This is a genomic window from Streptomyces sp. NPDC000941 (genome assembly GCF_053599555.1).
Genome location: NZ_JBSFMM010000010.1, coordinates 45,599 through 57,436, shown reverse-complemented (window position 1 = coordinate 57,436; position 11,838 = coordinate 45,599). Strand labels below are relative to the sequence as shown.

General features: G+C 69.4%; 11 protein-coding genes. 4 read left to right on the top strand and 7 right to left on the bottom strand.

The features are described from left to right. From ACWDSL_RS06035 to pknB, 3 genes are all read left to right on the top strand, one after another. Window positions 1-1,425 (top strand): FtsW/RodA/SpoVE family cell cycle protein, encoded by a 1,425-nt coding sequence (locus ACWDSL_RS06035; protein ID WP_450482144.1) that lies wholly within the window; start codon window positions 1-3, stop codon window positions 1,423-1,425. Next, window positions 1,422-2,894: a peptidoglycan D,D-transpeptidase FtsI family protein gene (locus tag ACWDSL_RS06030; RefSeq protein WP_450482142.1), complete on the top strand. Its 1,473-nt coding sequence runs from the start codon at window positions 1,422-1,424 to the stop codon at window positions 2,892-2,894. The genes ACWDSL_RS06035 and ACWDSL_RS06030 overlap by 4 nt, the downstream gene beginning before the upstream one ends. Window positions 2,895-3,062: 168 nt before the next feature. Beyond that, a complete protein-coding gene (pknB, locus tag ACWDSL_RS06025) occupies window positions 3,063-5,075 on the top strand; it encodes a Stk1 family PASTA domain-containing Ser/Thr kinase (RefSeq protein WP_450482140.1) in 2,013 nt (670 codons plus the stop codon). 105 nt (window positions 5,076-5,180) lie between these two features. Here pknB and ACWDSL_RS06020 read toward each other — a convergent pair whose 3' ends face one another. The 6 genes from ACWDSL_RS06020 to ACWDSL_RS05995 all read right to left on the bottom strand — a co-directional run bounded on the left by ACWDSL_RS06020 (window position 5,181) and on the right by ACWDSL_RS05995 (window position 10,132). Further along, window positions 5,181-5,921: a class E sortase gene (locus tag ACWDSL_RS06020; RefSeq protein ID WP_450482138.1), complete on the bottom strand. Its 741-nt coding sequence runs from the start codon at window positions 5,919-5,921 to the stop codon at window positions 5,181-5,183. 94 nt (window positions 5,922-6,015) lie between these two features. After that, window positions 6,016-7,407: a class E sortase gene (locus tag ACWDSL_RS06015; protein WP_450482232.1), complete on the bottom strand. Its 1,392-nt coding sequence runs from the start codon at window positions 7,405-7,407 to the stop codon at window positions 6,016-6,018. A gap of 311 nt (window positions 7,408-7,718) precedes the next feature. Then, the gene (locus ACWDSL_RS06010) at window positions 7,719-8,369 is read right to left on the bottom strand and encodes an aminodeoxychorismate/anthranilate synthase component II (RefSeq protein WP_089507425.1); all 651 of its coding nucleotides are present in this window, start codon (window positions 8,367-8,369) and stop codon (window positions 7,719-7,721) included. Continuing rightward, the gene (locus tag ACWDSL_RS06005) at window positions 8,366-8,557 is read right to left on the bottom strand and encodes a hypothetical protein (protein ID WP_450482242.1); all 192 of its coding nucleotides are present in this window, start codon (window positions 8,555-8,557) and stop codon (window positions 8,366-8,368) included. The genes ACWDSL_RS06010 and ACWDSL_RS06005 overlap by 4 nt, the downstream gene beginning before the upstream one ends. Before the next feature lie 55 nt (window positions 8,558-8,612). Then, a complete protein-coding gene (locus ACWDSL_RS06000) occupies window positions 8,613-9,308 on the bottom strand; it encodes a class E sortase (RefSeq protein WP_450482136.1) in 696 nt (231 codons plus the stop codon). 56 nt (window positions 9,309-9,364) lie between these two features. Then, window positions 9,365-10,132 carry a DUF881 domain-containing protein gene (locus tag ACWDSL_RS05995; RefSeq protein WP_450482134.1) on the bottom strand — a complete coding sequence of 256 codons (768 nt, stop codon included), beginning with the start codon at window positions 10,130-10,132 and terminating at the stop codon, window positions 9,365-9,367. Window positions 10,133-10,278: 146 nt separating this feature from the next. Here ACWDSL_RS05995 and crgA point away from each other — a divergent pair, with 146 nt between their 5' ends. Further along, entirely contained in the window at window positions 10,279-10,536 is a 258-nt protein-coding gene (gene crgA, locus ACWDSL_RS05990; RefSeq protein ID WP_014177983.1) for a cell division protein CrgA, read from the top strand. Between the two features lie 313 nt (window positions 10,537-10,849). Here crgA and ACWDSL_RS05985 read toward each other — a convergent pair whose 3' ends face one another. Next, the gene (locus ACWDSL_RS05985) at window positions 10,850-11,737 is read right to left on the bottom strand and encodes a rhomboid family intramembrane serine protease (protein WP_450482132.1); all 888 of its coding nucleotides are present in this window, start codon (window positions 11,735-11,737) and stop codon (window positions 10,850-10,852) included. Between the last annotated feature and the right edge of the window lie 101 nt (window positions 11,738-11,838).

Sequence of the window (11,838 nt, the reverse complement as noted above, 5' to 3'; positions counted from 1 at the left end):
ATGAGCAGCACCAGCAATACGACCACCATCAGCACGATCGGCCCGCCGAGCAGACGCAACACCGAGCTCGCGCTGCTGGTCTTCGCGGTGATCGTCCCGGTCTTCGCGTACGCCAACGCGGGCCTGGCCCTCAGCGACGAGCTGCCCTCGGGCATGCTCAGCTACGGCCTGGGCCTCGGCCTGCTCGCCGCGGTGGGCCACTTGGTGGTGCGTAAGTTCGCCCCGTACGCCGACCCGCTGCTGCTACCGATCGCCACCCTGCTCAACGGCCTCGGCCTGGTGATCATCTGGCGTCTCGACCAGTCCCGGCGACTGGCCCAGCGCGCCAAGAGCATCGACCAGATCTACTCTGCGGCGGCCCCCAATCAGCTGATCTACTCGGCGATGGCCGTGGCGCTGTTCGTGGGCGTACTGATCTTCCTCAAGGACCACCGGATCCTCCAGCGCTACACCTACATCTCCATGGTCGGCGCGCTGATCCTGCTCATCCTCCCGGTCTTCTTCCCGCCGGTCTTCGGCGCCCGGATCTGGGTCCGGGTCGGCAGCTTCTCCATCCAGCCCGCCGAGTTCGCGAAGATCATCATCGCGGTCTTCTTCTCCGGCTACCTGATGGTCAAGCGGGACGCCCTGGCCCTGGCCAGCCGCCGCTTCATGGGCCTGTACCTGCCGCGCGGCCGCGACCTGGGCCCGATCCTCGTCGTCTGGGCGATGAGCATCCTCATCCTCGTCTTCGAGACCGACCTGGGCACCTCGCTGCTGTTCTTCGGCATGTTCGTCGTCATGCTGTACGTGGCCACCGAGCGCACCAGCTGGATCGTCTTCGGTCTGCTGATGTCGGCGGTCGGCGCGGTCAGCGTCGCGTCCGTCGAACCGCACGTCAAGGTCCGTGTGATGGCGTGGCTGCACCCCTTCGCCTACTACCAGGACCCCCGCCCCAGCTGGGCCCAGACCGACCAGATCGCCCAGGCGCTGATGTCCTTCGGCTCCGGCGGCGTGTTCGGCACCGGCCTCGGCCAGGGCGCCTCCGACCTCATCGGGTTCGCCGCCAACTCCGACTTCATCCTCGCCACCGTGGGCGAGGAGCTGGGCCTGGCCGGCACCATGGCGATCCTGCTGCTGTACGGCCTGATCGTGGAGCGCGGTATGCGCACCGCCCTCGCCGCCCGCGACCCGTTCGGCAAGCTGCTGGCCATCGGCCTTTCCGCGGCCTTCGCCATCCAGGTCTTCGTCGTCGCCGGCGGTGTGATGGGCCTGATCCCGCTGACCGGTATGACCATGCCGTTCGTCGCCTACGGCGGCTCGTCCGTGCTCGCCAACTGGGCGCTCATCGCGATCCTCATCAGGATCAGCGATACCGCCCGCCGCCCGGCACCGGCCCCCGCCCCGTCCACCGACGCCGAGATGACCCAGGTGGTCCGACCGTGAACAAGCCCCTGCGCCGAATCGCGATCTTCTGCGGACTCCTCGTCTTCGCCCTGCTGCTGCGGGACAACTGGATCCAGTACGTCCAGGCCGACTCGCTCAAGAACCACAAGAACAACCACCGTGTCGACATCGCCCGCTACAGCCAGGCGCGCGGCAACATCATCGTCGAGGGCGGCGACGCCATCACGGGCTCCGTCGAGACCAACGGAATCGACTACAAGTACAAGCGCACCTACAAGAACGGCGAGATGTGGGCGCCGGTCACCGGCTACGCCTCGCAGGTCTACGGCACCAACCAGCTCGAGAACCTCGAGGACGGCATCCTCACCGGCGACGACGACCGCCTCTTCTTCAACCGGACCGTCGACATGCTCACCGGTAAGGAGAAGAAGGGCGGTGACGTCATCACCACCCTGAACCCCAAGGCACAGGAAGCCGCGTTCAAGGGCCTGGGCGACAAGAAGGGCGCCGTCGCCGCGATCGACCCGCGCACCGGCAAGATCCTCGCGCTCGCCAGCACCCCCAGCTACGACCCCTCCACCATCGCCGGGGCGAGCAAGAAGGACGGGGCCGCCTGGAAGGCGCTCGACAAGAAGCAGAACCCGGACGACCCGATGCTCAACCGGGCGCTGCGTCAGACGTACCCGCCGGGCTCCACCTTCAAGGTCGTCACGGCGGCCGCGGCGCTGGAGAACGGCCGGTACAAGGACATCGACGCCCCCACCGATTCGCCGCTGCCGTGGAAGCTGCCGCTGTCCACCCAGAACCTGAAGAACGAGGGGAACATCCCCTGCGAGAACGCCAGCCTCCGCGTCGCCCTGCGCTACTCCTGCAACACCGTCTTCGGCAAGATCGGTGACGACCTCCGGGTGGACAAGATGCGCGAGGAGGCCGAGAAGTTCGGCTTCAACAAAGAGCAGTTCACGCCCGTCCGCGCCGACGCCAGCGTCTACCCCGAGAAGATGGACCGGCCGTCCAACGCCCTGTCCGCCATCGGCCAGTTCGACAACCGCGCCACCCCGCTGCAGATGGCCATGATCGCCGCCGCGGTCGCCAACGACGGCAAGCTCATGAAGCCGTACATGGTCGACAAGCTGCGCGCCCCGAACCTGAACACCATCGAGCAGACCCAGCCCGAGCAGATGAGCACGCCGCTCTCCGAGGACAACGCCCAGAAGCTCCAGGAGATGATGGAGACGGTGGTCCAGGTCGGCACCGGAACCTCCGCCAAGATCCCCGGCGTCACGGTCGGCGGCAAGACCGGTACCGCCCAGCACGGCGTCGCCAACAGCAAGAACCCCTACGCGTGGTTCATCTCCTACGCCAAGGGCAAGGACGGCTCCTCGCCGGTCGCGGTCGCGGTCGTCATCGAGGGCTCCGACACCGTCCGCGACGACATCGCCGGCGGCAAGCTCGCCGCGCCCATCGCCAAGGAAGTGATGAAGGCGGTGCTCGCCGGAGAGAAGTGACCCCGGTCACGTCCTGGTGCCGATCCCGCACGTCGCCGTACCGGTCACGTATCAAGTAGCGACCGAGGCCGGGTCCGGCACTGCGTCCCGGGTACGGTATGCCCGAGCAGCACACCGCCGGGCCCCTACGGGTGCGGCCGGGAATGACGGAAGAGGGCTGGAGTAGCTATGGAAGAGCCGCGTCGCCTCGGCGGCCGGTATGAGCTGGGCTCTGTGCTCGGCCGCGGTGGCATGGCGGAGGTCTACCTCGCGCATGACACCCGCCTCGGCCGCACTGTCGCCGTGAAGACGCTCCGGGTGGATCTGGCCCGTGACCCGTCCTTCCAAGCCCGGTTCCGCCGAGAGGCCCAGTCGGCCGCCTCGCTCAACCACCCCGCGATCGTCGCGGTCTACGACACCGGCGAGGACTACGTCGACGGGGTCTCGATCCCGTACATCGTGATGGAGTACGTCGACGGATCCACCCTGCGGGAGCTGCTGCACTCCGGCAGAAAGCTGCTCCCCGAACGGACCCTGGAGATGACCGTCGGGATTCTCCAAGCTCTGGAGTACTCGCACCGCAACGGCATCGTCCACCGCGACATCAAGCCGGCGAACGTCATGCTCACCAGGAACGGCCAGGTCAAGGTCATGGACTTCGGCATCGCCCGGGCCATGGGCGACGCCGGTATGACCATGACGCAGACGGCCGCCGTGATCGGCACCGCCCAGTACCTCTCACCCGAGCAGGCCAAGGGCGAGACCGTCGACGCGCGCAGCGACCTCTACTCCACCGGCTGTCTGCTGTACGAGCTGCTGACCGTGCGCCCGCCGTTCATCGGCGACTCACCGGTCGCCGTCGCCTATCAGCACGTACGGGAGGAGCCGCAGCCGCCGAGCACGTTCGATCCGGAGATCACCCCGGAGATGGACGCGATCGTGCTGCGGGCCCTGGTCAAGGACCCGGACTACCGCTACCAGTCCGCCGACGAGATGCGCGCCGACATCGAGGCGGCCCTGGAGGGCCAGCCCGTCGCCGCCACCGCCGCGCTGGGCGCGGTCGGCTACGGCGGCGAGGACCAGCCCACGACCATGCTGCGGTCGCAGGACGCCGGCGCGCAGACCTCGATGCTGCCGCCGATGCGCGACGACGACGGGGGCTTCGGGTACGACGAGCGCCCCGACCGCAGGCGCGGGCCCGAGAAGAAGAGCAATCTCTCGACGATCCTGCTGGTCCTGGCCGGCATCCTGGTGCTGGTCGGAGCGATCTTCATCGGCAAGGAGATCTTCAGTGGCAACAAGAACAGCGACAACGTCGATGTGCCGCCGCTGAAGGGGCTGACCCTCTCCGAGGCCAGGCAACAGGGCGTAAACGTGGACTTCAAGGTCAAGGTGACCGGCAGCCCCATCTTCTGCGACGCGGACAAGAACACGGTCTGCGAGCAGAGCGCGAAGGGCGAGAAGGCCATCGAGCGCGGCGGCACAGTCGAGCTGACCATGTCCAAGGGCCCCAAGCCCGCCGCGAAGGTCGAAGTCCCCGACGTCATCAACATCCAGTTCGAGAGCGCCAAGGAACAGCTCGAGGCCAAGGGCTTCGAGGTCAACCAGACGACCGAGGAGTCCGACCAGACCGCGGGCAAGGTCATCGACCAGGATCCCAAGGGCGGCAAGAAGGTCGCGCCCAAGTCGACCATCACTCTGACCGTCGCCCGGGCCCAGTCGAAGGTCACCGTCCCTGACGTCACCACCAAGAAGCTCGCGGACGCCACCTCCACGCTCGAGGCCGCGGGCCTGAAGGTGCAGAGCACGGAGGTCGAGAACGCCGACGTCGAGGCGGGCACGGTCATCAGCCAGAACCCCCAGCCCAACGAGCAGGTCCTGCCCAACACGACCGTCACCCTGACCGTCGCCAAGGCCCCCGCGCAGCAGCAGAACGTCGCGGTGCCCCAGCTGCGCGGCCAGAAGCTCAAGGACGCCAAGAAGGCCCTCGTGGACGCCGGCCTCACCGTCGGCACCGTCTCCGGATCGCAGAACGAGGACTCCAGGGTGCTGTTCTCCGACCCGGCGGAGGGCCAGCAGGTGCCCAAGGGCCAGGTCGTCAACCTGACCACCTTCGACAGTGGCCAGGGCAACAACGGGGGCGGTGACGGCGGCGGCGACGGCGGCACCATCCCGTTCGGCGGCCCCTCCGGCGGGCCGTAGAACGGCCCTGGGACGCGCGCTCCGCGCGGCAGCAGTCGCCTCGGCAAGAAGCCCCGGCGCCCGGGAATCGGGCGGCCGGGGCTTCCCCGTAGTCGGGTCTGGCGGTTAACGCAGTTCCTTGGGCGGCGTACGGTCCGCGTCGACCTTCTCCGTACGCTCCAGCTCGCCCCACACGATGTAGCGGTGGCGCGAGGTATAGACCGGTGTGCACGTCGAGAGCGTGATGTAGCGGCCCGGCTTCGTCTTCCCCGACTCCTTGGGGACCGGGCTGAGCACCCGCACGTTGTACTTCGAGGTCTCGGACAGCTCCGCGTAGACCTTGTAGACGTACCAGACGTCCCGGGTCTCGAAGACGATCGCGTCGCCCTTGTCCAGCTTGTCGATGTTGTGGAACTTGGCGCCGTGCCCGTCCCGGTGCGCCGCCAGGGTGAAGTTGCCCTTCTTGTCCCACGGCATCGCCGACTTCACCGGCTTGGTGTAGTAGCCGGCGACGCCGTCGTTGAGCGTCGCCGTCGCCGTGCCCTTCTTGACCAGCACCTCACCGTTGTGCATGGCCGGCACATGCAGAAAGCCGATGCCGTCCTTGGTGTCGAGCCGGCCGGGGCCCTCCTGCTGCGACCACTGCCGGCGCACCCGGTCGCCCTGCTTCTTCGCCTCGCGGTCGGCCAGCACATTCGTCCACCACAGCGAGTAGACGACGAAGAGGGCGAGGAGTACCCCCACGGTGATCAGCAGCTCGCCCAGAATGCCGACGGCCGCGGCTATCCGCCCCCGGCGGGGGCGGCCCTGCCGCGCGGGCGCGGCGGGCAGTTCGCCCGGCCGCTCGTCTTGGTCGGTCCGTGCCACCGCGTCGTACCCCTTTTCCCGGTCGTCCCGGTCTTTCTGACTGCCCCGTCGTTCTGGCCTGCCCGGCCGTTCCGGCCTTCCCGGCCGCGCTCGCTCACTGGACCAACGCGTCCGGCTTGCCCTTGCTCCGAGGCCGCTCGTCGACCATCTTGCCCCAGACGATCATGCGGTATTTGCTGGTGAACTCGGGGGTGCAGGTCGTCAGGGTGATGTAGCGGCCGGGTTCCTTGAAGCCCGAGCCGGGCGGCACCGGACCGATCACTCCTGTGTTCGAGGGCTGGGTCTGCGGCAGGATGCTGGTCATCTCGTAGGTGAAGAACGCGTTCTGCGTCTCCACGACGATCTTGTCGCCGGGCTTGAGGTTATTGATGTACCGGAACGGCTCACCGTGGGTGTTGCGGTGCCCGGCCAGCGCGAAGTTGCCCTTCTTGTCCCACGGCATCGCGGTCTTCAGCTTGCCGCTGCCGTAGTGGCCGACCATGCCGTGGTCGAGGACCTTCTGCTTGCTGATCCCTTCGGCGATCGGGGCCTTGACGTCCAGCTTGGGGATGTAGAGGAGAGCGAAGCCCTCGCCGGGCGAGAACGTACCGGGATCGCGGTTCGCCCCACCCTCCCGATCCCACTTCTTCTGAAGGCTGTTGGCGGCGTCGTTCGCCTGCCGATGGGCCAGGATGTTGGTGTACCACAGCTGGTAGGTCACGAAGAGCAGCATCAGCACGCCGACCGTGATGAACAGCTCACCGACGACACGGCTCGCGATGACGGCCGGGCTGTCCTTGCGCGCCCGGGCGGCGCGCTTGGCCTCCATACGGGTGCGGGGCTTCGCCGTCTGCGGCCCGCTTCCGGCCGGGGTGGCGGTGGCGGTGCCCGTATCGTCGCCCGCGCCCTCCGCCCCGCCGCGCGCGCGGGCTCCCCGTCTGCCGCCGCCGCGCTTGGCCGCCGCCTGAGCGGCGCGCCTGCGGGCGGCCCGGCCCCCGGGCGGCGGCTCCTGCGTGCCGTCCGCGGCATCCGCCTCGGCGGGGTCGGCCCCGATCTGCCGCAGCAGCACCGTCTCGTCGTCACCCGGAGGGGGAGCGGCGGCCTTGGGCCCGTCGGCCGTCCCCGGCCGGACCGCGCGCAGCGCCACGGTCTCGTCGTCACGCGCCGCCCGTCGCCTGCCTGGCGCCTGCCTGCCTGGCGCCTGCCCGCCTGGCGCCTGCCCGCCTGGCGTTTGCCCGGTCGGCGCCTGCCCGGTCGGCGCCTGTGCCGGAGCCCTCGCCTCGGACACCCGCGGCAGTACGGCCGTCGCGTCGACGTCGGCGGGTGTGGCGGGCCCGGCAGGTGCCACGGGTGCGGGGCGGCGATGGCGGGCCCTGGACGGGCCTCCAGGGGGCCGCTCGGCGGCCGGGTCGGGTCCAGGCACGGACGGCGCCGCCCGACCCGCCACAGGCCCGACAGCGGGCGTTCTGGCGGACCCTGGCAGTGGTTCGGCCATGGGCCCAGTCATGGGCCCGGTAGTACGGCCCGTCATGGGCCCCGTCGAAGGCCCCGCAGCAGGACCGGCGGCAGGCCCGGCGGTGGGCCTCGTAGCGGGCCCGGTGGCGGGCCCCGCACCGGGCCCGGTCACGGTCCCCGGTACGAGTCCGGGCGAGGATCTGGGCAGCGGATCGGTCAGAGGGTCGTCCAGCCGCTCCACCGCCGCCGCGAACGCGTCCGTGCCCCCGTAGGCGTCGGGCGGCTCATTCGGCTCGGACGGCGCGTATGGGTCGGGCTCCTGGGCGCCTTGGGGCGCGCCCTCGCGCTCGGGGCGCAGTGCGGTCACTCGCCGGCCTTACCGCCGACCGCCCCCACCACGGGGGCCAGGCCCGCCGACCGTCCCACCGCCCCCGTGTCGCCGCACTCCTCGAGCCAGTTGGCGAGCATCCGGTGCCCCCACTCGGTGAGCACCGACTCGGGATGGAACTGCACGCCCTCCACGGGCAGCCGACGGTGGCGCAGCCCCATCGCGATGCCCGTCTCCGTCCAGGCCGTGATCTCCAACTCGTCCGGGACGGTGTCCCGTTCGACGGCCAGCGAGTGGTAGCGGGTGGCGGTGAAGGGCGACGGAAGGCCCTTGAAGACGCCGGTGCCCTCGTGCGTCACGCGCGAGGTCTTGCCGTGCAGCAGCTCGGGGGCGCGCCCGACGACCCCGCCGTACGCGACGGCCATGGACTGCATCCCCAGGCAGACACCGAAGACCGGCACGCCGGTGCGCGCGCAGTGCCGCACCATGTCGACGCAGACGCCCGCCTCCTCGGGGGTGCCGGGGCCCGGGGACAGCAGGACGCCGTCGAAGCCGTCCTGGGCGTGGCCGAGGGCCACCTCGTCGTTGCGCAGCACCTCGCACTCGGCGCCGAGTTGGTAGAGGTACTGGACCAGGTTGAAGACGAAGCTGTCGTAGTTGTCGACGACCAGGATGCGCGCGCTCACCGGGGGCCCGCCATTCCCTCGTTGACCGTCACATCGCCGAACGGCAGCAGGGGCTCCGCCCACGGGAAGACGTACTGGAAGAGCACGAAGACGATCGCCAGCACCAGTACGAGCGAAATCAGCGCCCGCACCCATGCGTTGCCCGGCAGATGCCGCCAGATCCAGCCGTACATGCCATCCCTACTCACGACGAAGAAGTCGACTGCAGCACCAGAGTAAGGGGCCGGGCCCGGGGCCGGTGGGTCAGCTGAGCAAAGCTTCCGGCTTGCCTTCGGTCACTGGACGGGTGGCGTCCAGATGTGCCCAGGCGATCAGCCGATGGCTGTGCCCCCACTCCGGCTCACAGGTCGTGAGGGTCAGATAGCGGCCCGGCCCCCGGAACCCGGACGCGCGCGGCACCGGGTCGATGACGCCGACGTCGGTGGGCAGCGTGCGGTAGGGCCGCTTGTCGATGCGGTACGTGTACCAGGTCGTACCGTCGCTGAGCACTACGGCGTCGCCGGGGCGCAGCCGGGGGAAGTCCTTGAACGGGTCGCCGTAGGTGCGGCGGTGCCCGGCGACGGCGAAATTGCCCCGGGCGCCGAGCCGGGCGGTGCGGCTGTAGTGACCGAGCCCCTTCTTCAGGGTGTCGGTCCCGGTGCCCTGAAGGACCGGCTTGGCCCAGTCGGCGCCGAAGCGGGGGATGTACATGATGGCGAATGACGCGCCGTCCCGGTACGGCTCCGGCTCTGGGCGGCGGGCTGCCGGGGGCTCTGTCGCCTCGGCGCCCGCGACCGGTCCGGTCGCCCATCGGTCCTGGAGCCGGTCGATCTCCCCGTCCATCGCGCGGTCGGCGAGGACGCCGGTCCAGTACAGGACGTAGACGACAAAGAGGACGATCAGGGTGCCCACGGTGAGGCAGATCTCACTGAGCGTCCTGACGATCAGTCGCACCCTCATCGACCGCACACCTGTCCATGTTCAGCGCGCCTGTCGCGTTCCCGCGATGTCGCGTTTCACCGGGGCTGGGCGTAGTGCAGGTCCACTGTGCCGGAGTAGCCGGGAAGAGTCACCCTGTCGTGCTGGGCGACTTTCCAGCCGAGCCCGTACGCCTCGACATAGCTGCGGTAGTTCTCGATCGCGGGGGAGGCGGCCAGCGCGGCGCGCAGCTTGCCCCGGTCGCCGACGGCGGTGATGGTGTACGGCGGGGAGTAGACCCGGCCCTGGAGGATCAGGGTGTTGCCGACGCAGCGCACCGCGCTGGTCGAGATCAGCCGCTGGTCCATGACCTTGATCCCCCGCGCCCCGCCCTGCCACAGCGCGTTGACCACGGCTTGCAGGTCCTGCTGGTGGATGACCAGGTCGTTGGGTTGCGGCTCGGGCACTCCAGGGATCTTCGCCGTCGCGTTCGGCGGGGCGTCGGTGAGGGTGACGGAGAGCCCGGTTCCAGTGAGCTTCTGGGTGCCCGCGTCCCGCTCCAGCGCGGCGAGCCTGCGGCGCTCGGCGTCCGTGGCGCCGTTGTCGCGGCGGGCGAGGGCGTCGACCCGCGAGCGCAGCTGGGCGGCGCTGTCGTCGAGCCCGGCGTTCTTGCGGCTGCGCTCCTGGATGAGGTCGGACAGCCTCAGCATCGACTCGTCGCTGCGGAGATTGGTGCCCTTCGCGGTGTCGAAGCTGGTCCAGAAGATCAGTCCGGCGAGCGCGAAAACCGCGGCGGTCAGCAGCCGGACGGGGCGGAAGGCGGGGCGGCGGGGGCCCGGGTTGGGGGTGCCGGCGGAATTGCTCAACGTACCCTTACTCCTTACGACGCCGCGGAAGGACTACGCTAACGGACGCCCCGAGTGAAGGGTCTGGTCCCCCGTCCCAGCCCCAACCCGGTGCCGTCCGTATCAATACCGCGCGGTCACGCAGCGCATCGACAGGAGAGTTCCTCGTGCCGAAGTCACGGATCCGCAAGAAGGACGACTTCACGCCGCCGCCGGCGAAGCAGGCCACTAACATCAGCCTGCACAGCGGCCGCCGGTGGGTGGCCCCGCTGATGCTGGCGATGTTCCTCATCGGCCTCGCCTGGATCGTGATGTTCTACGTGACGACCGGGGATATGCCCGTCGACTCCCTGGGCAACTGGAACATCGTGGTCGGCTTCGGCTTCATCGCCGCCGGGTTCGTGGTCTCCACTCAGTGGAAGTAGGATCGTCCCTCCGATCCTCCGCACCCCGGTCGTCCACAGAGTTATCCACAGCCGGGGAAAACTCAGAAGATCTGTGGATAACTTCCGCCGCATTGACGCCGGTGTGATCGGCCGAACACATCCGTTCGACCGTTCACACCTGCCTCTGCCTGGGGAAACGCAGATGAGCACGGACCCGCACTGATGTTCTCCACAGCTTGCACAAGATCAGGCGCTTGCTGTGGACAACTGTGCTGTGGATATCCCCGATACGGCCGGGGCCGCGGCAGCGGCGCTTGCGTACGGCCGGTTGCGCACGGCCGGTGCCAGCCGGTCAGCCGGTGAGCTGAACCGTCCGCAGCCACACCACCGCGACGATCGCGAGTAGCATCAGCGCGCAGGTGAGCCGCTGCACCAGCGCGCGCTTCTCGCGGGGCGCGTGCACCATCCCGTACGCCACCACCGTGCCCACGACCAGGCCGCCGACATGGGCCTGCCAGGCAATACCGGACCAGGCGAATGTGAAGATCAGGTTGAGCACGAGCAGCGCGATGACCGGCCGCATATCGTAGTTGAGGCGGCGCATCAGGACCGCCGTCGCGCCGAGCAGGCCGAAGATCGCCCCGGAGGCGCCGAGCGAGGGCTGGTTCTGCGCGGCGAGCAGATACGACAGCGCGCTGCCGCCCAGCCCGGCCAGCAGATACACCGCGAGATAGCGCGCCCGGCCCAGCGCCGCCTCCAGCGGTCCGCCGAGCCACCACAGCGAAAGCATGTTGAAGGCGATGTGATACGCCTGCTGGTGCAGGAACATCGCGGTGACCAGCCGATACCACTGGCCCTCGGCGACCCCCACAAGATCGGCCGCGGTGGGGTCGTACGCCCGGCCCACCAGGTCCAGCGCGTTCACAAACCGGTCGCCGATCGCGAGCGCCACGAACCACACGGCGAGATTGAGGCCGATGAGGATCTTGGTCACCAGCCGCGGGTCCGCGGTGAGCGCGCCGCCCGCTATCGTGCGCGGCCGGTCGTCCCGCACCGGGTGCCCCGCCGGGACATGCCCGCCGGAGGAGCCCTGCCCACCACCGCGCACGCACTCCGGGCACTGGAAGCCCACCGAGGCGCTGATCATGCACTCCGGGCAGATCGGCCGCTCGCAGCGGACACAGCTTATGCCGGTCTCCCGCTGCGGATGCCGATAGCAGCAGACCGCCTGGTCCTCCATCGTCTCCCCTTGCCCTGCACTCCATGCTCGCACCGGGCCCACGTGCCCGCCTGCCTGCCGTCAAGACGGACAGGCGGGGCGCGGAGTTCCCGCCGCCGGTC

Bases quoted from the DNA above. Each gene is read 5' to 3' on its own strand.
- ACWDSL_RS06035 (WP_450482144.1), top strand. From the start codon at position 1: ATGAGCAGCACCAGCAATACGACCACCATCAGCACGATCGGCCCGCCG.
- pknB (WP_450482140.1), top strand. From the start codon at position 3,063: ATGGAAGAGCCGCGTCGCCTCGGCGGCCGGTATGAGCTGGGCTCTGTG.
- ACWDSL_RS06015 (WP_450482232.1), bottom strand. From the start codon at position 7,407: ATGACTGGGCCCATGGCCGAACCACTGCCAGGGTCCGCCAGAACGCCC.
- ACWDSL_RS06000 (WP_450482136.1), bottom strand. From the start codon at position 9,308: ATGAGGGTGCGACTGATCGTCAGGACGCTCAGTGAGATCTGCCTCACC.
- ACWDSL_RS05985 (WP_450482132.1), bottom strand. From the start codon at position 11,737: ATGGAGGACCAGGCGGTCTGCTGCTATCGGCATCCGCAGCGGGAGACC.